Below are 23,429 nucleotides of genomic sequence, written 5' to 3'. Positions count from 1 at the left end.
AAAGAGGACATGGAGGTGTCGTATGATGGCTTCTTTTTACCCGTCACAAGGACCCAACCATGCCGTTAAGCAAACGCGATCAGGCGCACATCGAGCGTCGCCTGATTGCCACCCTGACCGAGGCGTGTGAGACGGCCAAAGTGGACATCGTCGGGTTCTGCTGGCTGACCCACGAGATCGATTACGACCTGTTTCCCTCCAGTCTGAGGGTCATCTGGGTCTTCGATACGCAGGCCAACAAGGATCAGGCGCTGGCCAGTGGGCAGGGCGAGCGCATGGTCGAGTTGACTGCAATGGCGTTAAGCGAAGCGGACGTTCCCGTCAGCCCGGTATCGGCCCATGTGCAGTTCGATTCTGAAGAGGAGTGTCAGCGCGCCAATGGCGGAAACTGGCAGCAACGCTTGTTGCGCCCGCTCACTTCGAAAACTTTCTCGCCCCGGCCACGCAAAGGATCACCGCGACGGTAACCCCCAGCATGCCGATGCTGACGTGCTCGTGAAGCAGCGTGGCCGCCAGCGCCAAACCAAAAAACGGCTGTAGCAGTTGCAGCTGGCCGACGGCGGCAATCCCCCCTTGGGCCAGCCCGCGGTACCAGAATACGAAGCCGATCAGCATGCTGAAGACCGATACGTAAGCCAGGCTGAGCCACGCGGATGGGGTGATTCCCGAGAACGAAGCCGGGGCCATGAACCAGGTCAGCGGGACCATGACGGGCAGCGACAGCAGCAATGCCCAAGAGATCACCTGCCAGCCACCCAGTGTTCTTGAAAGCTTTGCGCCTTCTGCATAACCCAGCCCGCAGGCGAGGATGGCCAGCAGCATGAGGATGTCGCCGGTCGGCGAAGCGGTCAGGCCCTGAGAGACCGCAAACCCCACGACCAACGCGCTGCCCAGCACCGAGAAGAACCAGAACACCGGCCGGGGACGCTCCCCGCCGCGCAACACGCCGAACACCGCAGTGGCGAGCGGCAACAGGCCAACGAAGACGATGGAATGCGCCGACGTCACGTACTGAAGCGCCAGCGCCGTCAGCAGTGGAAACCCTACTACGACGCCCATTGCCACGATAGCCAAAGGAAAAAGCTGACGCTTGGCGGGACGTTGTTCTTTAAACAGCACCAGCATGCAAAGCGCCAGGAGCCCGGCAATCGCCGCTCGGGCAACGGTCAGGAACACCGGATCGAATTCCAGCACGGCCAGCCGTGTGGCCGGCAGCGAGCCGCTGAAAATCAGCACGCCGATGAATCCGTTGAGCCATCCGCTCGCGGTCTTTTCCGTCGTTGGGTTTTGCAGGGTCCGTTCCATCTGAGGGCACTCTCAATTTGCAGAGTTCCATCGTATGATCGACGATCAATACAATCAAAAAAATGTCATGGATACATCTCGGTATGCCTCGCTCACGGTACAAGTCATTAGTGGATGCTTTGGCGGCTGACATCCGGTCAGGCCGATTGTTGCCAGGCACGCGATTGCCGACGCATCGTCAACTCGCGGCGACAGAAGGGCTGGCGCTGGTCACCGCCAGTCGGGTCTATGCAGAGCTCGAAGCCATGGGCCTGGTCAGTGGCGAGACGGGGCGAGGCACGTTCGTGCGGGAGACGTCGTTGCCGCCTGGCTTGGGTATTGATCAGAAAAATGTTGCCGTGGGAATGACCGACCTCAATTTCAACTATCCCTCGCTGCCCGGGCAGGCAGAACTCTTGCGAAATGCACTGCGCCAGCTCGCCTCGGGCGGTGATCTGGAATCCCTGTTGCGCTACCAGCCACACGCCGGGCGCCTGCATGAGCGCGCCTCGGTGGCGCGCCATTTGCTCGCCCGAGGGCTGACGGTGGATGCCGAGCAAGTGTTAATGGTCAGTGGTGCCCAGCATGGGCTGGCCGTGACGATGATGGCGCTGCTGCAACCCGGTGATGTGATTGCAGCGGATGCGCTGACCTATTCCGGATTCATCGTACTGGCCGAAGCCTTGCACCTTGAAATCGTGCCCATTCCCGTGACCGGACAGGGACCTGATGTGGAGGCGCTAACCCGTCTGTGCCGGAGTCGACGCGTGCGGGCGGTGTACACGATGCCAACGCTGCACAATCCGCTGGGATGGGTGATGAGTGGCGATCAGCGCGAGTCGCTGGTGACGATTGCGCGCAGGCATGACTTGCTCATCATCGAGGATGCCGCGTATGCCTTCCTTGCCGAGAGCCCGCCGGCACCGATAGCGCAACTCGCACCCGAGCGGACCGTTTACGTTTCAGGGCTCTCCAAGAGTGTGGCTACCGGATTGCGCGTAGGTTTCGTCGCAGCCCCGGCCGAAAAAGTGCCAGCGCTGGAGCGAACGATCAGGGCGACCACCTGGAATACCCCCGGCGTGCTGACGGCGATCGCGAGCACGTGGCTCGACGATGGCACCGTCATGCAACTGGAAGCTGAAAAACGTCGGGATGCGCAGGCCAGGCAAACCATGGCCGCAGAAGTGCTGGCAGGCCTTCCGTGTATTCGCCACCCGTCGTCCTATTTTCTTTGGCTGCCTTTGTCTGAAGATGCAAGGGCCGACCAGATCGCTGCGGCGCTGCTGCGTGAAAAAGTGGCGGTTTCAACCGCTGAGCCTTTTGCCACTTCTGCCCATGTACCGCATGCGATCCGCTTGGCGCTGGGGTCAGCGGAGATGGGCGCACTGCGGGAGGCGCTTGAAAAAGTGAAGTGGGTGATTGGTGCTTATTCATAGCCCGAAGTCGCCCACCGCCATCTATATTGAAAGGTCCAGTCCGCTGCAAGTGATGCAAGCGCCCTGACGCGTGGCGAATCCATCAAGCAAGAAGGACTGGTCGATACGCTCACGGAGGGCAATCTTTTTCATCCAGCATTTTCAATCAGGAGATCATCATGACCCAGATCGAAAAAGTACTGTACACCGCCAAAGTCCACACCACAGGTGGACGGGACGGCGCATCACGCAGCGATGATGGACGACTCGAAGTCAAGCTTTCGTCACCTGGCACCAAGGGTGACGGCACCAATCCGGAGCAGTTGTTCGCCACCGGGTGGTCAGCCTGCTTCATCGGTGCGATGCAGGTCGCTGCCGGCAAAATGAAGGTCACGCTCCCGCCTGATCTGGCCATTGACGCCGAAGTTGACCTGGGCACCAACTCAGGGGGTTACCTCCTGCAGGCTCGCCTCAACATCAGCCTGCCGGGAATGGACCGCGAAACGGCCCGGGCGCTGGTGGATGAAGGGCACAAGCTGTGTCCGTATTCCAAAGCCACGCGGGGCAACATCAACGTCGAAATCAACCTGGTCTGAGCCGGACCTGTTACGCAATTTGGGCAAGGCATCGCAAGGGTGAAACTCAAACGTTTCGCCCTTGCGAGATGACTCACGTGCCCTGTGTCTTCTCTGACCGGCTGGTAAAGCGTCTTCGGTGTCCGATAAGCGCAAACTCATCACTCATCGTGACCCTCAACTGAGGTAATGAAGATGAAGCACCTTTTCGCGGTTGCTATCGCTATCCTCGCGCTTTGCGTCTCGGCTCTCGCCAGTGCCGCTCCCGCCGCCGATCCCCAGGCCATTCAACCCTTCCACGTCAATGTGGCAGACAAGGAACTCGCCGATCTGCGCAACCGTATCGCGGCGACCCGCTGGCCGGACAAAGAGACGGTTTCCGATCAATCACAGGGCGCACAGCTGGCACAACTGCAGGCGCTAGTTCGCTACTGGGGCACGGACTACGACTGGCGCAAGGCCGAGGCGCAGCTCAATACTCTGGCCCAGTACGTGACCACCCTCGACGGAGTCGATATCCACTTTATCTGGGTGCGTTCCCCCCACCCGAACGCTTTGCCGATGATCATGACCCACGGTTGGCCAGGCTCCGTGTTCGAGTTCATCAAAGTCGTCGGTCCGCTCACCGATCCGCCCGCGCACGGGGGCAATGCGGCAGATGCATTCGATGTGGTGATTCCGTCCATTCCTGGCTACGGCTTCTCCGGCAAGCCGAGTGGCATCGGTTGGGATCCGGACCACATCGCGCGGGTCTGGGTGCAGCTGATGCAGCGCCTCGAATACACCCACTACGTCGCCCAAGGTGGCGACTGGGGCGCCCCCATTACCAGCGCGATGGCACGCCAGGCGCCGGCCGGGTTGCGCGGTATTCACCTTAACCTGCCCGCCACGATACCGGCGGAAGCGAGCGCGGCGCTCGCTGTCGGCGGACCGGCGCCGACGGGATTTTCCGAAGAGGAGCGTGCGACCTATGACGCCGTCGCCACGCTCGTCAAACAGGGGAACCTGGCGTACAGCACAATGATGGCCGCGCGACCGCAGATGATCGGTTACGGCGCGACGGATTCACCGGCATTCCTCGCCGCGCTCATGCTCGTACATCCTGGTTTTGCCCGGTGGACATACGGCGCCGACCCCCAACAGTCGCCGACGAAGGATGAAGTGCTGGACGACATCACCCTCTACTGGCTGACGAATAGCGCCGCTTCGGCAGCGAGGCTCTATTGGGAGAACATGGGGCGAAGCCCTCTTTCTTCGGCGGCACAGAAGACCACCGATATTTCGCTGCCGGTGGCCGTCACCGTGTTTCCAGAGGATGTCTACTGCCCGCCAGAAACATGGGCCCGGCGCGCTTATAGCAACCTGATCTACTTCCACCAGGCCGAAAAGGGCGGCCACTTCGCGGCCTGGGAACAGCCGCAGCTTTTTACCGAGGAACTTCGCACGGCGTTCCGATCGCTGCGCTAGTCGAACACTGCCCGTGGGGACGGCCTACGCGGTCTGGACCGGTATCGGCGCGGCGGGCACCGCCACTCACAAACCATCGCCCAACACCTTGAGGTACTCGGGACTCTCGGATATCGAGTTGTGCCCCGTACCCGGTATGACCTTCAGCGATGCCACCCCGTTGGCGAAATGCGTGAAGAGCCGCTCGGTGCTGGAACGCGGTATCACTTCGTCGTGCTCAGCCGCGATCAACAGCGTCGGCACCGTGATATGGGCGGCGTACTTCCAGGATTCAAAGGTGTCCTTGAGCAACCACTTCACCGGGAAAATGGGGAACTGCCGGGCGGCGAGTTCTTCAACACTGTTGTAGGGCGTGATCAGCACCAGACGCGCCGCCGGGCGTTGGCTGGCGAGGCGTACGGCGACGCCCGAGCCCAGGCTGCGACCAACCACCGTAATGTGTGGATGGGTGGCGTAGACCAGGTCAAACAAGGTCGTGGCGTCACGCGAGATCATCTCCTCGGAGGGCGATCCGGAACTGCCACCGTAGCCTCTGTAGTGCAGCAAGTAGACGGCGTGACCGGCAAAGGCTTCGGAAAACGAAGGTAGGCTCCGGGAGACGTCCTCGGCATTTCCACCGAAATAGATCAGCGCATTGGCCCCCTCGCGCGGCCTGACGGACACCAACACCTGTGCGTCGTCGACGGACAGTGTGAGCAGCGTTGCCGAGGTGCCGACAGCGCGGGGTTGCGGGAAGTAGATGAGGGCGCGCTGAAACACGAACAGCGCAGCGCACAGCGCCAGATACACAACGGCGACGATGACGACGATTGACACCAGGATTCGTGGCATTCGGCTAACTTTAGTGGGCGGCATTGACGGCTCTGGCCTGAAGACGGCTATCGCGTGATCGCTGTCAGAGTGTAGTAGACCGATAGCGCGACGCACCGGGAGGGCAGCCATGCCCATCGCTGTTAAATGGCTCAACGTCCTGCCGTCGGAAAGAGCGGCGCTGAGGCTGGGTTTCGCCTTCCATTTCTGCGTGCTGGCCAGCTATTACCTGGTCCGACCGCTGCGCGATGCCTTGGGCCTTGAAGGCGGCGCCGACAAGTTGCAGTGGCTGTTCACGGCCACCTTCGTGGTGATGTTGTTGATGGTGCCGCTGTTTGGTGCGCTGGTGTCGCGGCTGCCGGCCACCCGTTTCGTGCCGTTGATCTATCGCGTGATCGCCGTGTCGATGCTGGTGTTTGGCGTGTTGATCGCCAATCACGTTGCACCGGTGGCCGTCGGGCGCGTGTTTTTCGTCTGGATCAGCATCTACAACCTGTTCATCGTCTCCATTTTCTGGAGCGTGCTGGTGGACCGGTTTTCCAGCGAACAAGGGCGGCGGCTGTTCGGCTTCGTCGCAGCCGGTGGAACGCTGGGCACGTTCATCGGGCCGTTGCTGGCCGCGACCATGGCCACCCGGTTTGGCCCGGTGGCGTTGACCATCGCCGCGGCGGTGCTGCTGGAAGTTGCGGTGCGCTGCTATCGGGCGTTGCTGTCCCGTACGGAATCGCAATCCGGCCGTCGGTCGCTGGATGATCGGCGCATGGGCGGCAGCATGCTCGCCGGCATCACCCTGATTCTGCGCTCGCCTTATCTGCTCGGACTGGTGTTGTTCATGCTGTTGCACACCAGTGCCGCGACCTTGTTGTATTTCGAACAGGGACGAATTGTCGCCGGTAGCTATGCTGATGTGGCCAGCCGGACACAATTCTTCGCCGTCGTCGATTTGTTCGTGTCGGCGCTGACCTTGGTCTTTCAGTTGGTGTTGACGGCGCCGCTGATCCGTTTGATTGGTATCGGCGGGGCGCTGGCAGCCTTGCCGCTGGCGACGATCGTGGCGTTCGCCGCCATGGCCCTGTCGCCCGTGCCGGCGACCGTCGCGCTGGCGCAGGGGCTGCGCCGTGCGGTCGAGTTCGCCATCGTGCGTCCGGCGCGAGAAGTGCTGTGGACCGTGGTCAGCCGAGAAGAAAAGTACAAGGCCAAGAATGTGATCGAGACCCTGGTGTATCGCGGCGGAGATGCCGCCAGTGGCTGGTTGTCCGCGGGGTTGACGGCGCTGGGAGCGGGTTTCGGGCTGGTGGCGCTGGTGATCGTGCCGTTTGCCGGGCTGTGGGGCGGGTTGTGCCTGTGGCTGGCCAGGCAGCAGGTGCAAAGGGCTGACAGCAAAAATGTGGAAGGACAATTCCATGAGCCACACTGATGGGTACACGCGTCGAAAAATACTCACGCTGGCTGCCGGTGCTTCGGCGGTTTTCACCTTCGATCCGGCTTTTGCAGCATCCACGCCGTCGACCGAAACAGGAGGCAAGAACATGCTGACCCGGGCCATTCCATCCAGCGCCGAACTACTACCGATCGTTGGGCTGGGCACGTATCGCGGTTTTGATGTCGAGCCTTCAAGTCCAGCCTACAAGCAGCTGCCTGCTGTGCTGCGCGCGTTGTTCGAGAAGGGCGGGAAGGTGATCGACAGTTCGCCGATGTACGGTCGCGCCGAACAGACGACCGGTGAACTGCTGTCGATTCATGAACCGCGCTCGCCGGCGTTTCTGGCCACCAAGGTGTGGACTCGTGGCCGCGAAGAAGGCATCGCGCAGATGGAACAGTCCTTCAAACTGTTGCAGACCGACCAGATCGACCTGATGCAGATCCACAACCTGCTGGACTGGCAAACCCATTTGCCCACGCTGCGCAAATGGAAGGAAGAAGGGCGCATTCGTTACATCGGCATCACCCATTACACGGCGTCGGCGTATGACGAGGTGGAGGCGGTGCTCAAGGCCGAGCCGTTGGATTTTTTGCAGATCAACTATGCCCTGGACGATCGCGGCGTCGAGAAACGCATCCTGCCGCTGTGTCGCGAACGGGGCGTGGCGGTGATCTGCAATCGGCCATTCGGCGGCGGTGATTTGCTCGCCCGCTTGAGGGGCAAGCCGCTACCAGGGTGGGCCGCGCAAGTGGGGATCAACAGTTGGCCGCAACTGGCGCTCAAGTTCCTGCTGACGCATTCGGCGGTGACTTGCGTGATCCCCGGCACCGGCAACCCGCGTTACATGGCGGAAAACGCCGGTGCAGGTTTCGGTCCGATGCTGACGGGAGCGCAGCGTGAGCAGTTGATTGACGTGGTGGGGTAAGCGAACTTTCGAGGCCAGTCAGGTGTTGTCCGGCGTCTGGCGAAATCGCTCCGGGATGGCCTCTTCAAATGGATAAAACGAAAACCAGGGCCTGGCTTCGTCAATGACCCGCTGGACGGACGGTCTGCTCATCAGCCTGTCGAAATAGGCTTTCAAGTGACCGTAGTCGTCGGGGAACGGCTCAAGCGTGCTGGCATAAAACAGGGCCGGGGCCGCGGCGCAATCGGCCAGGCTGAAATCTGCACTGGCGAGCCAGATTCTGGAGGCCATCTGGCGGTCGAGCATGCCGTACGTCGTCTGCAGTGTGGAACGTTCTCTGGTCAAATCGCCGTGAGCGTCGCGCAGGCGATCAAACACAATCTGTTGTAGCGGCGCCTGGAGATAGTGGTCGCAGACACGGTCCCACAGACGGACCTCAAGCGCGGTGTCCCAATCGTTGGGAACGAGTGGATGTTCCCCCGGATAAAATCGGTCCAGGTACTCGATGATGATCGTGGTCTCCGCCACGTTGCGCTGGTGAGCGTGATCGCGGATGACCGGGAACTTGCCGAGCGGCCACAGCGCTTGCAGCTCTGCTCTGTCTGCATCATTGGCGAGATCGATGATCCGCTTTTCGAATTCGACAGTGTTTTCGTAGAGCGCGATGAGCACTTTGTGGCAGAACGACGACAGCGGATGGTAGTAAAGAGTCAGCGACATTTCTCAGCTCCTCGAAAGGCAGGTGACCCCCATCATCATAGTCGCCGTCCGGGACGGTTAAGCGCGCGGTGCTAGACTTTCAGGGTGGGATGGATGATCGAACAACCTGATCCGGCGGTGCGATGGTGAGAACGCTGGAGGTATGACATGACGACTCAACTGCTGGCTAAAGAACACATCAACGTGGTGGTCCGAAATTATGTAGAAGGCATGGTGTTCGCTGATGAAGCCTTGCTGCGACAGGCCTTTCATCCTTCTTGCCGCATCATTGGCCATTACGAAGGAACGCTGGAATGGGCATCTCTGGAGGAATTTATCAGCGCGATCAAGGCCGAGGGGCCGGCAGCCAAAGAGGTCAAACCGTTTTGGGAAGTGCTCAGCATCGATGTCACGGGCGATGCCGCTGCGGTAAAAGTCACTGATGATTATCTCGGCATGCGATTTACCGATTATCTGTCGCTACTGAACATCAATTACCGCTGGATGATTGTGAACAAGCTGTATTACCTGAATGAATAGCGCCTGAGCCCGGGAGCCAAAAGGCTCCCGGGCATCGTTATGCAATCAGCGCCGATCCAGCCACACCGTCTGGGCATTGCAGAACTCGCGTACACCGAAATGCGAGAGTTCACGACCAAACCCGCTTTTCTTCACGCCGCCGAAGGTGACACGTGGGTCGGAGGCGCAATAGCCATTGATAAACACGCCACCGGTTTCCAGTTCACCGGCCATCTGCTCGGCAAGCTCGACGTTACGTGTGTAAATGGTGGAGGCGAGGCCGAACTCACTGTCATTCGCCAGTGCCAATGCATGCGCCGCATCGCGCGCCGTGATGATCGAGGCCACCGGGCCAAACAGTTCCTGTTTGAACGAGGTCATCTGGTCGGTGACATCACCGAAGACCGTAGGCTCGTAAAAGTTGCCGGGGCCTTCAGCCTTCTTGCCGCCCATCAACAGCGTCGCGCCTTCTTCCAGGGTGTCGCGCACCTGTTGATCCAGTTCATCACGCAGATCAAAGCGAGCCATCGGCCCGATGTAGGTGTCGGCGGCCAGTGGATCGCCGACCACCAGTTTTTGCGTGGCTTCGACGAACTTGCGCGTGAATTCCTCGACGATGCCTTGCTCGACGATCAAGCGTTTGGCCGCCGCGCAAACTTGCCCGGTGTTCTGATAACGGCCAATCACTGAGGCTTTGACCGCTTCGTCGAGGTCGGCATCGTTGAGCACGATAAACGGATCGGAGCCGCCCAGTTCCAGTACACACTTCTTCAACGCCGCACCGGCTTGAGCGCCGATGGCGATGCCGGCTCGCACGCTGCCGGTGAGGGTCACTGCCGCTATGCGTGGATCGGCGATCGCGGTGGAGACGCCGTCCGGCATGACATTGATGACCTCGAACACGCCTTCAGGGAAGTCGGCTTGCTTGAAGGCCTCCCGCAACAGATAGGCGCTGCCCATCACGTTGGGCGCATGTTTGAGCACGTAGGTGTTGCCGGCGATCAACGCTGGAACGGCGCCGCGCAGGACCTGCCAGATCGGGAAGTTCCACGGCATTACCGCGAGAATCGGGCCGAGCGGGCGATACTCAATGCGCGCTTTTCCTCCTTCAACCAGCGTCGGCTCAGCGCTCAGCATCGCGGGGCCGTGCACGGCGTACCACTCACAGAGCAGCGCACACTTTTCAATTTCGCCACGCGCCTGAGTGATCGGCTTGCCCATTTCCAGGGTGATCATGTTCGCCATCGCGGCGGCGTTGTCGCGCAATGCCTGCGCCAGGGCGATCAGCAACTGCGAGCGTTGATCAACCGGTTGGCTGCGCCAGACGCGAAACCCGGCAGCGGCACGGGAAAGGGCGGCATCCAGTGCCGATGCGGATTCAAAAGGGTAGTGGCCGATCTGCTCGCCGTTGGCGGGGTTGATCGAAATGGCATGGGTGAGGCTGGAAACTTGAGTCATGGCACCGTCCTGCGAGGTGGGGATGCGCTCAGGTTACGGTGGCGTTTGTTTTCTGGAAACTGAATAATACTGAGCATATCGTTCACGTTTGGAGAATGACTTGGATCTGGTTCAGCTGGAAATTTTCAAAGCCGTCGCCGAACACGGCAGCATCAGCGCAGCGGCTCAGCACATCCACCGGGTGCCGTCGAACCTGACGACGCGGATCAAGCAACTGGAGCTGGATCTGGGCGTGGATCTGTTTATCCGCGAGAAGAGCCGCCTGCGCCTGTCGCCGGCGGGCTGGAGTTTTCTCGACTATGCCCGGCGCATCCTCGACCTGGTTCAGGAGGCTCGCGCCACCGTAGCGGGTGAAGAACCTCAGGGATCGTTTCCGCTGGGGTCACTGGAGAGCACCGCGGCGGTGCGTATCCCTGAGCTGCTGGCCGCGTATAACCAGAAGCACGCCAAGGTCGAGCTGGACCTGTCCACCGGACCTTCGGGGACCATGATCGACGGGGTGTTGTCTGGCCGATTGGCGGCAGCGTTTGTCGATGGACCGGTGCTGCACCCGGCACTGGAAGGCGTGCCGGCGTTTGAGGAGGAGATGGTGGTGATCGCGCCACTCAACCATTCCCCCATTCATCGTGCGCGGGATGTTAATGGCGAAAACATCTATGCCTTCCGCTCCAATTGCTCTTACCGCCACCACTTCGAAAGCTGGTTCGCCAAGGACGCTGCGGTGCCCGGCAAGATTTTCGAAATGGAGTCCTATCACGGCATGCTGGCGTGCGTCAGCGCCGGTGCAGGCCTGGCGCTGATGCCCCGCAGCATGCTCAACAGCATGCCCGGATGCACCACCGTGAGCGTCTGGCCGTTATCGGAATCGTTTCGCTATTTGCGCACCTGGCTGGTGTGGCGCCGCGGGACGGTGTCGCAAAGTCTGACCATGTTTGTGCGCTTGCTGGAGGAGCGCGGGGTGGTGCGGGATGAGGCGGTGCGCTAGTTCGCACACGAAAATATCCAGATCGGTATGCCGGCTCATTCCCCGGCTTTCGTCGACTTGATGAGATTGTTGCGCAGCTTCACGATCGCCTTCTGCAGGGTCGTGAACTCGTCGAGCGTCAGGCCCGTCGCGTCGGCGAGGCCCATTTCCGGTTGGCTTTCGCGCAGCTGTCGACCGTTCTTTGTCAGGCAGATCCGCACCTGGCGCTCGTCCTCGGGATCGCGTTGCCTTTGCAAAAAGCCCATCGCTTCCAGCTTCTTCAGGATCGGGGTCAGGGTGTTCGATTCAAGAAACAGCTTCTCGCCCAGGCTGCCCACGGTCTGATTGTCTTCCTCCCAGAGCGCGACGATGGTGATGTATTGCGTATAGGTCAGCCCAAGCTGCTCGAGTATCGGCTTGTAAGCCTTGCCAAAGGCCAGGTTGGTGGAATAGACCGCAAAACACAGGAATTCGGAGAGCTTCAGGTTGTCGGGGGCGACGTTGTCGGTGGATTTCATGTGCATCCTCGTGGCCAAAGACGGATGGCTCGCAAAAAGCGAAATATACCTCGTATGCGATTGTGTCGGAACGACTCTAACTGACGGTGGCGACCGGTTCGACGACGAAAGTCGAACCGGTCGTACGGCGCATCACGCTGTCAGGGCGTTGATGACCACGTCGATATTGCCGCGCGTTGCCTTCGAGTACGGGCAGATTTGGTCTGCGGCGTGCGCCAGCTCCGTCGCGACGTTTTGCGTCAAGCCTGGCACGCGAAGACTCAACCGGGCCTGGAGGAAGTAGGCCGGACCGGTCTGGCCCAGATCGACCTCAATATCAACGGCCAGATTGGGCGGCAGCGTCACCTTCATATTTTTCGCCGCCAGCTCGACGGCAGCGGTGTAGCAGGCTGACCATGCGCCGGCGAAAAACTGCTCTGCTGTTGGGTGCGGCACGATGGCGGCGAACTCGTGTGCCAGTCTAGGGTTTCCAGGCGACGAGAGCTGGATGGCGAGGCCGCGGGAAGAGTTGTCACCGTCGCTGAACGTCGTGTGGGTTTTGCCTGTGGCCAGGACTTTTTCGATCTTGTTCATGGATGAGTCCTCAACGTTTTGGGTTTGTTGTTCGCATGCGCTTAAGGCGCATGCGATATATATGGCGTATCGACCATGCCGATCGATAGCAACGCCGCGCGGTGCGTCAAGCCGTGAGGACGTTCAGGGCCACGTCAATGTTACCCCGCGTCGCTTTCGAGTACGGGCAGATTTGATCGGCGGTGTGCGCCAGTGTCGTCGTGATGTCGTGGGACAAACCCGGTACGCGCAGGGTCAGTCGAGCCTGAAGGAAGTAGGCCGGACCGGTCTGACCCAGATCGACCTCGATGTCGACGGACACATCGGACGGCAGCACCACGTTCTTCGCTTTGGCTACGTGCTCGATGGCGGTGATTTAGCAGGCCGACCATGCACCGGCGAACAGTTGCTCGGCGGTCAGGCAATCGGTGTCAAGGGGTGGTGTGACGTCCAGCCGACGAATGGTCGGGCTGCCGGGATATGCCGAATTCGTCGTCGACCGGGCCTAAAGCGATCAAGCCATGGCGTCTGGAATGGGCCAGTCTGGGCGGTCTGTCCAAGGAGTTGATGATGAAACGACTGTCCCTGGCCGAAGCTCGCGAGCTGGCCGAATCGATCTTGCTGCACAACGGTTTCAACCTTGCCCACGCTCAGGCGGTGGCCGCCACGGTGATTGCCGGCGAGCGCGATGGCTGCGCCTCCCACGGTCTGTACCGGGTTTTGGGATGCGTAAATTCGCTCAGGGCCGGCAAGGTGGTAGCCGATGCCGAGCCACGGGTGATCGACCAGGCCCCTTCGATCGTGCGGGTCGATGCGGCGGGTGGTTTCTCCCAGTTGGCGTTTCAGGCGGGTCTGCCATTACTGGAGGAGAAAACCCGGGAAAACGGGATTGCGGCTTTAGCGATCAATCGCTGTGTGCATTTTTCCGCCCTGTGGGTCGAGATCGAGCAACTGACCGCTGCCGGCCTGGTGGCGCTGGCGTGTAATCCCAGCCATGCCTGGGTCGCGCCGGCGGGAGGCAGTCAACCGGTGTTTGGCACCAATCCCATTGCGTTTGGCTGGCCGCGTTCGGGCAACGATCCGTTTGTGTTCGACTTCGCCACCAGTGCGATTGCCCGTGGCGAGATCGAGTTGCATCGACGTGCCGGCCAAGCGATTCCCGAAGGTTGGGGCGTCGATGCTGACGGGCAGCCGAGCACCGATGCGAGCGTGGTACTCGATGCCGGCGCGATGCTGACATTCGGCGGGCACAAGGGCTCGGCGCTGGCCGCCATGGTGGAGTTGATCGCGGGGCCGTTGATTGGTGACCTGACCAGTGCCGAATCGCTGGCGTACGACGCGGGCAGCAAGTCGTCGCCGTACCACGGCGAGCTGATCATCGCCCTCGATCCGCGGCGCTTCCTCGGCGAGGCTACCGAGCAGCACCTGGCCCGTGCCGAAGTCATGTTCCAGAGCATACAAGGGCAGGGTGCGCGCTTGCCGTCGCAACGGCGTTACGAGGCGCGAGCACGCAGTTTGGTGGAGGGCGTGCAGATTCCCGAAGCCTTGTACAACGACTTGAAGGCACTGCTGGGATGAGTGAAAGCCGGACCTGTGGGAGCGAGCTTGCTCGCGATGGGGCCATAACATTCAGCATTTCTGTCGAATGTTGCACCGCTATCGCGAGCAAGCTCGCTCCCACAGGGTTTCGCTGCACATTAGAGTGGTTTTACAGCGGTTCGCGGTGGCTGTTGCCATCGACCAGACGGGCGATGCCCAGCGGATTGGCGTTTTTCAGCGCCTCGGGCAGGAGCGCATCCGGGCAGTTCTGGTAACACACCGGACGCAGGAAACGCTCGATAGCCAGGCTGCCGACCGAGGTGCCACGGGCATCGGAGGTGGCCGGGTAGGGGCCGCCATGCACCATCGCATCGCAGACTTCGACACCGGTCGGGTAGCCGTTGAACAGCACCCGGCCGACCTTCTGTTCGAGCAGCGGCAGCAGTTCGTCATGGGTTTGCAGGTCACCGGCTTCGGCAATCAGGGTGGCCGTGAGTTGACCGTGCAAACTCTGCAATGCCCGTTGCAGTTCGGCCTTGTCGGCCACTTCTACCAGTACCGTGGTCGGCCCGAAAACTTCTTCCTGTAACAGAGGATCGCCATTGAGCAGCAGGCTGACGTCGGCCTTGAACAGCTGCGGCTGGGCCTGCTTGCCCTGTTGTTCGCGGCCGGCCAGGTGGCTGATGTGCGGATGCGCGCGCAGCGCCTGCACGCCCTTGGTGTAGCTGGTTAACGTGCCAGCGTTGAGCATGGTTTGCCCCGGCTGGTCGGCCATTGCCGCGCTGAGCGATTCAACAAATGTGCTGAATTCAGGGGAGCGAATACCAATCACCAATCCGGGGTTGGTGCAGAACTGGCCGCAGCCGAGCACCACTGACGCGGCGAGTTCGCTGGCGATTTTCTCGCCGCGCAGTTGCAGGGCTTCGGGCAGTACCAGCACCGGATTGATGCTGCTCATTTCGGCGAACACCGGAATCGGCTGAGGCCGTGCGGCGGCCATGTCGCAGAGGGCGCGACCGCCCTTGAGCGAGCCGGTAAAACCCACCGCCTGGATCGCCGGATGCTTGACCAGCGCTTCGCCGACACCCGCGCCGTAGATCATGTTGAACACGCCTTTGGGCATGCTGGTTTGCTCGGCGGCGCGAATGATCGCATCGGCCACGAGTTCGGCAGTCGCCATATGCCCGCTGTGGGCCTTGAACACCACCGGGCAACCGGCGGCCAGGGCGGCCGCGGTGTCGCCACCGGCGGTGGAGAACGCCAGCGGGAAATTGCTCGCGCCAAACACCGCGACCGGGCCGACGCCGATTCGGTACTGGCGCAAATCCACACGTGGCAGTGGCTGACGGTCGGGCAAGGCCCGGTCGATGCGCGCGCCATAGAAATCGCCACGGCGCAGGACTTGAGCGAATAGGCGCATCTGGCCGCTGGTACGGCCGCGCTCACCCTGAATACGCCCGGTCGGCAGCGCGGTCTCGCGGGTTACCAGGGCAATGAACTCATCGTCCAGCGCATCCAGTTGCGCGGCGATGGCCTCTAGAAACTCTGCGCGGCGGCTCGCCGGCAAGTTGCGGAAAGCGGGGTAGGCGGTAGCCGCGGCTTGGGCGGCGGCGTCGACTTCCTGAATGGTGGCTTGCATGAACGAGTAGGGCAGCGCTTCACCGGTACTCGCATCATGGCTTTGCACGGTGATGTTGCCGGCGGCACTGCGCGCACCGCCGATGTAGTTGTGGCCGATGATGTGGGGCATGAAAAACTCCTGTCGGAAAAGGGCAAAGGGAAAGGCGCGCCGGACACAAATATTCGCCAGGCTCAAGCCAACGAATCACCCCGACGTGCGCTGGCGGGTACGGCGGTGTCCAGAGCAGCGATCCGTGCAGCGGATTCGCTATCCACCACATGCAGCGACTTGCCACGGGTTTCCCGAGTCAGGCCGACGGCGACAATAGAGATCAGCGCGGCGCCGACCAGGTACCATGCGATCGGTGTCGAGCTGTGGTACTTGTTGAGCAGGGTGAGGGCAATCAGCGGCGCCAGCGAGCCGGCGAAGATCGGTGCCACCTGGTAGCACAGGGACAACGCGGTGTAGCGCACGTGGGTCGGGAACATTTCGGCCATCAGTGCCGAGTAGGGCGCGTAGGTCATCGACTCGATCGCCAGGCCCAGGGTGATTGCCCCGATGATCAGCCAGTTGTTGCCGGTGTCCATCATCGGGAAGCCGATGAAGCCCCAGAACGCGGTGAGGATTGCGCCGGTCAGGTACACCGGTTTGCGCCCGACCAGGTCGGACAGATAACCCATCAGCGGGATCATGAAGAAATGCAGCAGGTGCGCGCCAAACATCAGAAACAGAATCTCTGAAGTGTCCTTGTGCACCACCAGTTTCAGGTAGGTAATCGAGAAGGTCACAACGGTGTAGTAAAGGATGTTCTCGGCAAACCGCGCGCCGATACCGACCAGCACCGCACGCCAGTGATGACGCAGCACTTCGACCACGCCCAATTGTTGTTGCTTGTTTTGCGCCTGACGGGCCTGGGCTTCCTTGAAGATCGGCGCGTCATCGACGCTGGTGCGAATCCAGTAGCCGATCAGCACCACCACCGCCGAGAACCAGAACGCGACACGCCAGCCCCACGCGAGGAATTGCTCTTCCGACAGGTTCGACGACAACAGCAGCAACGCGACGGTCGCCACCAGGTTACCGGCCGGGACACCGGCTTGCGGCCAGCTGGCCCAGAAGCCTCGGCGATTGTCCGGGCAGTGTTCGGACACCAGCAGAATCGCACCACCCCATTCACCACCGAAGGCGAAACCCTGGATCAGCCGCAGCAGCACCAGTAACACGGGCGCGGCGTAGCCGATTTGGTCGAAGCCGGGCAGGCAACCCATCAGGAATGTGGTGATGCCGACCACCACCAGGCTCAGTTGCAGCAGGCGTTTGCGGCCGAACTTGTCACCGTAGTGACCGAACACCAGGCCACCCAGCGGGCGGGCGAGGAAGCCGACGGCATACAGAGCGAAGGCGGCGAGAATGCCATCGATCGGGCTGTCGGTCTGGCGAAAAAACAGCTGGCCGAAGACCAGTGCCGAGGCGGTGCCGTAGAGGAAGAATTCATACCATTCGGCGACGGTGCCGGCCATGGCGGCGGCCACGACACGTTTGAGTCCCGAGGGCGTGGTTGCGCGGGAGGAGCTGTGAGGATTGGGCATGCTGACGTTTCCTGTAGAGGCGCAAAAAACAGGTAGCCGGGCCGGGGCCGCAAGGGACCCGCCCGGCAATCACTCAGAGACCGACGTCCGGCAACTCCGGACGATTGGCCAAGGCCTTGGCCATGATCTGCTCGACGAAAACACGATCGGCTTCCGGCAGGGCCAGACGGGGTGGACGGGTCAGGGCGCTGCCGCGACCGGCGATGGCTTCGCACAGCTTGATGCACTGCACCAGGTCGGCACGGGCGTCGAGGTGCAGGATCGGCATCAGCCATTCGTAGATCGGCATGGCTTCGGCGAAGCGACCGGCCTTGGCCAGGCGGAAGATGGTTTCGCCTTCTTTCGGGAACACGTTGGACATGCCCGAGACCCAGCCTTCGGCACCCACCGCGATGCTTTCCAGCACCACGTCATCAAGGCCGGCGAACAGCACAAAACGGTCACCGACTTCATTGCGCACGTCGATGAAACGACGGGTGTCGCCGGATGAATCCTTGAAGCACACCACGTTGTCGCAGTCGGCCAGGGAAATCAGGATGTCCGGGGTCACGTCGTTTTTGTAGATCGGCGGGTTGTTGTAAACCATCAGCGGCACGTCGGCATTCTTCGCCACGTAGCGGTAGTGCTCGGCGGTCTCGAACGGTTTGGAACCGTAGACAAGCGCCGGCATCAGCATGACCCCGTCGACGCCGACGCGGCGCACGGCGTTGGCGACCTTGGCCGCTTGCACGCTGGTGAATTCAGCCACGCCGCAGATCACCGGCACGCGGCCGCGGGAAGCGTCGACCGCGACTTCAGTCACGGCGATTTTTTCTTCGGCGGTCAGCGAGGTGTTTTCCCCCACCGAACCGCACACCACCAGGCCCGACACGCCGTCACGGATCACGTTGGAAATCACCTGGTGGGTTTTTTCCAGGTTGATGGTGAAGTCGTCGTTGAATTGGGTGGTCACCGCGGGGAAGACGCCACTCCAGTTAATGCGCTTGCTCATTGTTGCCTCCGGTTCAGTAATTGTATTTCGTATACGATATTGCAAGTGAAAAGACTCGGCCAGTGCTTTTTTCAGTTACGAAGGGTTTTTTACTAGCCGTTTGTCAGAGTTTTTTGGTGAGGATTGGCAAGGCTGTGCTCACCCCCCAGGCCAGGTGTCAGACAGTCGATAGCCTTGTGGCCACGGATCGCTCGGATCGAGCAGCAACTGATGGGTGCCGGTTATCCAGGCCCGGCCGGAAATGCACGGGTAAATTGCCGGGCGTCCGGCCACTTCCGTCAGCGAATCGATGCGGCAGTGGAACTCGGAACCGATGATCGAACGGCCGATAAAACGCTCGCCGACCTGCATCAAGCCCTTCGCCTGCAACACCGCCATGCGCGCCGAGCAGCCGGTGCCGGTCGGCGAACGGTCGATCTTGCCGGGTTGAATCACCACCGCGTTGGCGCCGGTGGCGATGCCGTTTTCATAGACGAGGGGAGCCGCGATCTGGCAGAAGGAAATGTGCGACCACTCGGGGTTCAGCGGATGGACAAATCCCAACTGTTCATTGGCCGCGCGGGTGATTTTCAGTCCGACCTCGACCAGCTCCGCCGCTTCATCAGGACGAATGGAAAAGCCCAGGCGCTTGGCGTCGGCGATCACAAAACTGTCGCCGCCGTACGCGGTGTCGACCTGCAATGAGCCGACGCCTTCGACTTCGATCCAGGCGTCGAGGCGGTCAGCGAAGGAGGGCACGTTCTTGATTTCCACCCGTTCGACCTTGCCGTCACGGCAGTCGGCCACCGCTTCGATCAGTCCGCCCGGTGCTTCGAGCACCAGTCGGGTTTGCGGTTCTGTCATCGGCAGGATGCCGCTGTCGAGCAACACGGTGGCCACGCACAGTGAGTTGGAGCCGGACATCGGCGGAGTGTCGGCGGGCTCCATGATGATCCAGGCCATCTGCGCCCGAGGATCCTTGGCCGGCACCAGCAGGTTGACGTGGCGGAACACACCGCCGCGCGGCTCGTTGAGCACGAAGTTGCGCAGGGTCTGATCCCTGGCAATCCAGCGTGACTGTTCCCACACCGTAGCCCCGGGCGGTGGTGCAACGCCGCCGACGATCACGTCGCCGACTTCGCCTTCGGCGTGGCAGCTGACTACATGGATGACTTTTGATGAGCGCATTGTCTGCTCCTTGTTTTGTCTGTTAGGGCCTCATCGCGAGCAGGCTCGCTCCCACACTGATTTTGTGTAGACCACCAAACCCTGTGGGAGCGAGCCTGCTCGCGAAGGGGCCATCGGTTATTTCACTGACTTGAGGAACGCCGCGGTTTCCGCATGCACCGGGTTGCCAATAACCTGATCAGGCGAACCAATCTCATGCACCAGCCCATTGCGAAAGAACGCCACGCGGTCGGACACATCGCGGGCGAAGCGAATTTCATGAGTCACCAGGACCATGGTCATGCCGTCTTCAGCGAGCATGCGCATGGTGTCCAGCACCTCGCCTACCAATTGCGGATCGAGGGCCGAAGTGGCTTCGTCGAACAGCATGTAGTCCGGCGACATGGCCAGGGCGCGGGCGATCGCCATGCGCTGTTGCTGGCCGCCGGAGAGCTTGCCGGGAAACGCTTTGAGCTTGTCGCCCAGACCGACGTGGGTCAGTTGCTTGACCGCCAGTTCCTCGGCTTCGGCTTTGCTCTTGCCCAGCACTTTTCGCGGCGCCAGCATCACGTTTTCCAGCACGGTCAGGTGCGGGAACGCATTCCATTGCTGGAAAACGATGCCGATCTTCTGTCGCAGACGGTTGAGGTCGGTGGCGCTGTGATGGACCTCGACACCGTCGACCCGGATGTTGCCTTTCTGGATCGGTTCCAGGCCGTTGATGCACATCAGCAGGGTCGACTTGCCCGAGCCAGAGCCGCCGATGATCGACACCACTTCGCCCTTGTTCACCGTCAGGTTGACGCCCTTGACCACTTCGAGGTTGCCGAAGGATTTGTGTACGTTGTCGATCTCAATCATTTTCTTGCCACCTTCTTTCCAGACGAGCGCCCAGGCGAGCGACCACCAGGCTCATGACGTAGTAGATGAGGCCCGCGATGCACAGCACCAGTAGCGGCTCCTGAATGCGGGTCACGATGGTTTGCGAGGCGCGCAGCAGTTCGACGATGCCGATCCACATCACCAGCGCGGTGTCTTTCATCACGCTGAGTACCAGGTTCAGCCAGCCGGGAAAAGCTACCCGCGTGGCCATCGGCAGAACGATCCAGCGCAAGTCCTGCAGGAAACTCAACCCCAGGGAACGACTGGCCCGACGCACGGTGAATGGCACCGAAAGCACGCCGCTGCGCACGATCTCGGTGAAGTACGCGGCGGCGTAGACCCCGAGCACAATGCAACCAACGCTGAAGGCGCTGATGTTCAAGCCGACGATGCTTTTGAGCGAGTTGAACAACACAAACTGGATCAGCAACGGCACGCTGCGAAACACGTCCAGCACCCAGGCCAGTGGCAGGCTGGCGCGCGGAAACAGCGCCCGCAGCAAGCCGAACAACAGCCCGGCGAAGGAGCCGAGGATGATCGACCAGAACGTGAGTTTCAGAGTGACCCAGGCGCCATCAAGCAAGAACAACAGGTCATTCCAGGAAAAACTGGTGGTCAACATGCTCACCTCCTCAGTAGCGGAACAGTCGCCAGGCCATCAGCCGGGCGACGGCGACGATCGCCTTGGCAATCAGGTAATACAGCACCGCGGCGATGGCGAAATATTCGAAGGTGCGGAACGTCTTGACGTTGTAATCCTGGGTCACGCCGGTGAGGTCATTGTTCAGCCCGACGATCACCCCCAGTGACGTCATCAGCACCGCCCAGACCATCTGGTTGCTCAACGGGTAGAACACGATTCGCAGCAGCTGCGGGACGATGATCATCCGGTAAGCCTGAAAGGCACTCATGCCCAGCGAACGCGCGGCGCGCACTTGCGTCCCGGGCACAGCCTTGAGGCCACCGCGAAAGTTTTCCGCCAGGTAGCCGGCGTTGTTGAAGGTGATCCCGGCCAGCAGCGCGAACCATGAGCTGACATGCAAATCCAGCGAGCCGAGGCCGAAGTAGAGGACGTAGATCTGGAACAGCGACGGGGTGTTGCGGGCGATCGACACCCAGCCGTTGCCGATGCCGCGCAACAACGGCTGTTTGGTTTCGCGCATCACCGTCAGGGCCAGGGCGATCAGCACGCCGAAAATCATCGACAGCGCGGCGGTCTCGAAGGTGACCCAGGCGCCGGCGAGCATGTCCGGCAGGGCGCGCAGGGTTGCGCGCCATTGGAAGGTGTAATCAAACATGCGCGTGGCTCTCCAGTGAGGCGGCCGATTGCAGCCAGGCCGGCAAACGACCACTGGCCGTGGCGCTGCAGGCGGCGTCGACACATTCGGCGAGGTTGGCGAAGTGCACCTTGCGGCCCACCAGGCCGGGTGCGTAATGGGCGTACTTGCCTGAGTTGGTCATCAAGGTTTTGGCCGCCAGCGGGATCACTGGCTCGCCGAGCATGCACCAGCAGGTGTCGGTGACCAGGGTCGCGCCGAAGGCTTCGATCACGGCGATATGTCCAGCCTCGTGGGCCTGCTCCAGCACAGCGCGTCCGCAGGTGATGGCAAGCACGACCTCGGGATGCTTGTGCCGACCCCGACACAACCGCGCCAGAAGCGCGAATTCGCTGAGGGAGAAATGCGGATTGCCCAGCGAGACCACATCTACCCGGTTGTCGCGGGCACTGTTGAGTTCGCGCCAGCTGAGCAGCAAATCCTTCAGGCGGATTTTTTCCACCGGCACATGGGCATCCGCCTCCAGCACCTGCGTCGGGTCGAGTGCTTCCGGGGTCACCCCGGCGATATGGAACAGCGGTGCCGCGGAGGTGGTGGCGAAAGCGGCGCCGAAGGCTTTCAAATCGTCCAGGCTCGGCTTGCGCTGTTCAAGCCCCAACACCAGCGGAATCCGGCTGCCGGCCAGGGCACCGATGTGGTAACCGAGCAGCGGGTAGAAGGCGTCATCCAGCTCGCGCAAAACCGGCAATTCGATTTGCAGTCTCGCTTTACGTTGCGCGTCCAGATGGCAGCCGATCAGGGGCGCGCGGCCGGTCAGGGCGATGCAGATATCCAGGTAGTCCGGGTATTTCAGGGTGCGTGCGCCGAGCACGCTGTTGGCGTAGACCACCGCGTTGGATTCGGCCCAGACAATCTGCTCGCCAGCCTTCGGCGCGCTGTCGAGCAAGTAGGGTGCGCAGGTGAAACTGAGCTGCGCGCCCATCGCCATATAGGCATCGCCCAAGGCGCTGGCCGGTACGCCGAGTGCCGGATCAATGCCCAACTCGCGCCAACGGCGCTGGTCGACGGAAATCGAATTGAGGGTGGTCGGCACCCGTACTTTTGCTCCCCACTGCACCAGTTGTTCAGCAAAGCGCAGGCTCGCAGGTCCCGTATAAATGCAGCCGTCGATGTGTGCCTGGGTGACGTCCACCAGATGGCGGGCGCCTTGCAGTTCGGCCATGCGCAAGACGATCTGCATCGCCACTTGGGCGGCTTTGCCATGCTCGCCGTCGAGCAGCGCCTGATCGTGTTCGGTGAGTTCGATAGAGGTGATTTTTTCTGCTGTCTGCAACGGACTGTCGAGTGACTGCCAGGCATCGCCCGGCAGGTGTTCGAACACGGTCACCGTTGATGCTTCGACCCGAGCAAAGGCCCTGCCGCGCAAGGCGGCGAAGGCCTCCCGGCCGATGCACAGCACCGGCAGGGAACGCTCGAAAATGGTCTGTGCCACAAGCACGCCCAGGGTCAGGATCTCATCGGGTTCGGCCAGCACCAGTGCGGCCGGCGCATGACCGTTGCTGATCAGTTCCATCAGCACACTGCTGCCGGTGCACGAGCCGCGGCCGCTGGGAATCGCCAGCACCCGGCCGGCAAGATGTTCGCCGCTGAGCGGGTGGTGACGGTCGATGACCTCGCCGCTGTACGGATCGACCCCGCCCCAGAAGCTCAGCCCGACATCGGCAAACAGCAGGGCGCCTTGTGCGGCGCCGGCGACCAGGCTGCGACCGGTCAGAGAGGTTGGCCTAGGCATGCCG

General features: G+C 61.4%; 23 protein-coding genes and 2 pseudogenes. 10 read left to right on the top strand and 15 right to left on the bottom strand.

The features are described from left to right. Window positions 1-59: 59 nt before the first annotated feature. On the top strand, window positions 60-467 hold the full coding sequence (locus tag QFX16_RS17230; protein WP_283180640.1) for a hypothetical protein: 408 nt from the start codon (window positions 60-62) through the stop codon (window positions 465-467). Here QFX16_RS17230 and QFX16_RS17225 read toward each other — a convergent pair. Beyond that, window positions 415-1,305, bottom strand: a complete 891-nt coding sequence (locus QFX16_RS17225) for a DMT family transporter (protein ID WP_283180639.1) — start codon at window positions 1,303-1,305, stop codon at window positions 415-417. The two genes, QFX16_RS17230 and QFX16_RS17225, sit on opposite strands and share 53 nt — an antisense overlap. An 83-nt stretch (window positions 1,306-1,388) precedes the next feature. Between QFX16_RS17225 and QFX16_RS17220 the strand changes: the two genes are divergently transcribed. The 4 genes and pseudogenes from QFX16_RS17220 to QFX16_RS17205 all read left to right on the top strand — a co-directional run. Continuing rightward, the gene (locus tag QFX16_RS17220) at window positions 1,389-2,720 is read left to right on the top strand and encodes an aminotransferase-like domain-containing protein (protein ID WP_283180638.1); all 1,332 of its coding nucleotides are present in this window, start codon (window positions 1,389-1,391) and stop codon (window positions 2,718-2,720) included. Window positions 2,721-2,878: 158 nt separating this feature from the next. Next, window positions 2,879-3,295: an organic hydroperoxide resistance protein gene (locus tag QFX16_RS17215; protein ID WP_283180637.1), complete on the top strand. Its 417-nt coding sequence runs from the start codon at window positions 2,879-2,881 to the stop codon at window positions 3,293-3,295. Window positions 3,296-3,469: 174 nt separating this feature from the next. Then, window positions 3,470-4,741, top strand: a complete 1,272-nt coding sequence (locus QFX16_RS17210) for an epoxide hydrolase family protein (RefSeq protein WP_283180636.1) — start codon at window positions 3,470-3,472, stop codon at window positions 4,739-4,741. A gap of 1 nt (window position 4,742) precedes the next feature. After that, window positions 4,743-4,805, top strand: a pseudogene (locus QFX16_RS17205) (SMR family transporter); the annotation flags it as partial. 2 nt (window positions 4,806-4,807) lie between these two features. On the opposite strand, the gene QFX16_RS17200 reads toward QFX16_RS17205, so the two are convergent. Then, the gene (locus tag QFX16_RS17200; protein WP_283180635.1) at window positions 4,808-5,596 is read right to left on the bottom strand and encodes an alpha/beta hydrolase; all 789 of its coding nucleotides are present in this window, start codon (window positions 5,594-5,596) and stop codon (window positions 4,808-4,810) included. A gap of 85 nt (window positions 5,597-5,681) precedes the next feature. On the opposite strand from QFX16_RS17200, the gene QFX16_RS17195 reads away from it, so the two are divergent. Both QFX16_RS17195 and QFX16_RS17190 read left to right on the top strand, forming a co-directional pair. Then, the gene (locus tag QFX16_RS17195; RefSeq protein WP_283180634.1) at window positions 5,682-6,968 is read left to right on the top strand and encodes an NTP/NDP exchange transporter; all 1,287 of its coding nucleotides are present in this window, start codon (window positions 5,682-5,684) and stop codon (window positions 6,966-6,968) included. Beyond that, a complete protein-coding gene (locus QFX16_RS17190; protein WP_283180633.1) occupies window positions 6,955-7,899 on the top strand; it encodes an aldo/keto reductase in 945 nt (314 codons plus the stop codon). The genes QFX16_RS17195 and QFX16_RS17190 overlap by 14 nt, the downstream gene beginning before the upstream one ends. Before the next feature lie 18 nt (window positions 7,900-7,917). On the opposite strand, the gene QFX16_RS17185 is transcribed toward QFX16_RS17190, so the two are convergent. Further along, complete coding sequence (locus QFX16_RS17185; protein WP_283180632.1) at window positions 7,918-8,598, bottom strand: glutathione S-transferase family protein; 681 nt, start codon at window positions 8,596-8,598, stop codon at window positions 7,918-7,920. Between the two features lie 147 nt (window positions 8,599-8,745). On the opposite strand from QFX16_RS17185, the gene QFX16_RS17180 reads away from it, so the two are divergent. Then, window positions 8,746-9,117, top strand: a complete 372-nt coding sequence (locus QFX16_RS17180) for a nuclear transport factor 2 family protein (protein WP_283180631.1) — start codon at window positions 8,746-8,748, stop codon at window positions 9,115-9,117. Between the two features lie 45 nt (window positions 9,118-9,162). Here QFX16_RS17180 and QFX16_RS17175 read toward each other — a convergent pair whose 3' ends face one another. Beyond that, complete coding sequence (locus QFX16_RS17175) at window positions 9,163-10,554, bottom strand: aldehyde dehydrogenase family protein (RefSeq protein ID WP_283180630.1); 1,392 nt, start codon at window positions 10,552-10,554, stop codon at window positions 9,163-9,165. Between the two features lie 100 nt (window positions 10,555-10,654). Between QFX16_RS17175 and ptrR the strand changes: the two genes are divergently transcribed. After that, window positions 10,655-11,539: a putrescine utilization regulator PtrR gene (gene ptrR / locus QFX16_RS17170; RefSeq protein ID WP_046046804.1), complete on the top strand. Its 885-nt coding sequence runs from the start codon at window positions 10,655-10,657 to the stop codon at window positions 11,537-11,539. Between the two features lie 35 nt (window positions 11,540-11,574). Here the strand turns inward: ptrR and QFX16_RS17165 are convergent, their stop codons facing one another. The 3 genes and pseudogenes from QFX16_RS17165 to QFX16_RS17155 all read right to left on the bottom strand — a co-directional run. Continuing rightward, on the bottom strand, window positions 11,575-12,036 hold the full coding sequence (locus QFX16_RS17165) for a MarR family winged helix-turn-helix transcriptional regulator (RefSeq protein ID WP_283180629.1): 462 nt from the start codon (window positions 12,034-12,036) through the stop codon (window positions 11,575-11,577). A 132-nt stretch (window positions 12,037-12,168) separates the two neighbouring features. Continuing rightward, window positions 12,169-12,609 carry an Ohr family peroxiredoxin gene (locus QFX16_RS17160; RefSeq protein ID WP_283180628.1) on the bottom strand — a complete coding sequence of 147 codons (441 nt, stop codon included), beginning with the start codon at window positions 12,607-12,609 and terminating at the stop codon, window positions 12,169-12,171. 106 nt (window positions 12,610-12,715) lie between these two features. Further along, a pseudogene (locus QFX16_RS17155) lies at window positions 12,716-13,003 on the bottom strand (Ohr family peroxiredoxin); the annotation flags it as partial. A 155-nt stretch (window positions 13,004-13,158) separates the two neighbouring features. On the opposite strand from QFX16_RS17155, the gene QFX16_RS17150 reads away from it, so the two are divergent. Beyond that, on the top strand, window positions 13,159-14,166 hold the full coding sequence (locus tag QFX16_RS17150) for an Ldh family oxidoreductase (RefSeq protein WP_283184588.1): 1,008 nt from the start codon (window positions 13,159-13,161) through the stop codon (window positions 14,164-14,166). Between the two features lie 130 nt (window positions 14,167-14,296). Here the strand turns inward: QFX16_RS17150 and QFX16_RS17145 are convergent, their stop codons facing one another. The 8 genes from QFX16_RS17145 to lhpI all read right to left on the bottom strand — a co-directional run bounded on the left by QFX16_RS17145 (window position 14,297) and on the right by lhpI (window position 23,425). Then, window positions 14,297-15,877, bottom strand: coding sequence for an aldehyde dehydrogenase (NADP(+)) (locus QFX16_RS17145; protein WP_283180627.1), 1,581 nt, complete (start codon window positions 15,875-15,877; stop codon window positions 14,297-14,299). 62 nt (window positions 15,878-15,939) lie between these two features. After that, on the bottom strand, window positions 15,940-17,337 hold the full coding sequence (gene abaF, locus QFX16_RS17140) for a fosfomycin efflux MFS transporter AbaF (RefSeq protein WP_283180626.1): 1,398 nt from the start codon (window positions 17,335-17,337) through the stop codon (window positions 15,940-15,942). Between the two features lie 73 nt (window positions 17,338-17,410). After that, a complete protein-coding gene (locus QFX16_RS17135) occupies window positions 17,411-18,328 on the bottom strand; it encodes a dihydrodipicolinate synthase family protein (RefSeq protein ID WP_030132201.1) in 918 nt (305 codons plus the stop codon). 138 nt (window positions 18,329-18,466) lie between these two features. Beyond that, complete coding sequence (locus QFX16_RS17130; protein ID WP_283180625.1) at window positions 18,467-19,495, bottom strand: trans-3-hydroxy-L-proline dehydratase; 1,029 nt, start codon at window positions 19,493-19,495, stop codon at window positions 18,467-18,469. A 117-nt stretch (window positions 19,496-19,612) separates the two neighbouring features. Continuing rightward, entirely contained in the window at window positions 19,613-20,335 is a 723-nt protein-coding gene (locus QFX16_RS17125) for an amino acid ABC transporter ATP-binding protein (RefSeq protein ID WP_008157200.1), read from the bottom strand. Then, complete coding sequence (locus QFX16_RS17120) at window positions 20,328-20,978, bottom strand: amino acid ABC transporter permease (protein ID WP_056745275.1); 651 nt, start codon at window positions 20,976-20,978, stop codon at window positions 20,328-20,330. Before QFX16_RS17120 ends, QFX16_RS17125 begins: the two co-directional genes overlap by 8 nt. A gap of 10 nt (window positions 20,979-20,988) precedes the next feature. After that, the gene (locus QFX16_RS17115) at window positions 20,989-21,654 is read right to left on the bottom strand and encodes an amino acid ABC transporter permease (protein ID WP_283180624.1); all 666 of its coding nucleotides are present in this window, start codon (window positions 21,652-21,654) and stop codon (window positions 20,989-20,991) included. Continuing rightward, on the bottom strand, window positions 21,647-23,425 hold the full coding sequence (lhpI, locus tag QFX16_RS17110) for a cis-3-hydroxy-L-proline dehydratase (protein ID WP_283180623.1): 1,779 nt from the start codon (window positions 23,423-23,425) through the stop codon (window positions 21,647-21,649). The genes QFX16_RS17115 and lhpI overlap by 8 nt, the downstream gene beginning before the upstream one ends. Window positions 23,426-23,429: the final 4 nt, after the last annotated feature.

Source organism: Pseudomonas svalbardensis (assembly GCF_030053115.1).
GTDB classification, from domain to species: domain Bacteria; phylum Pseudomonadota; class Gammaproteobacteria; order Pseudomonadales; family Pseudomonadaceae; genus Aquipseudomonas; species Aquipseudomonas svalbardensis.
The sequence above is the reverse complement of the archived record's forward strand: the minus strand, read 5'-3'. Positions and strand labels throughout refer to the sequence as shown.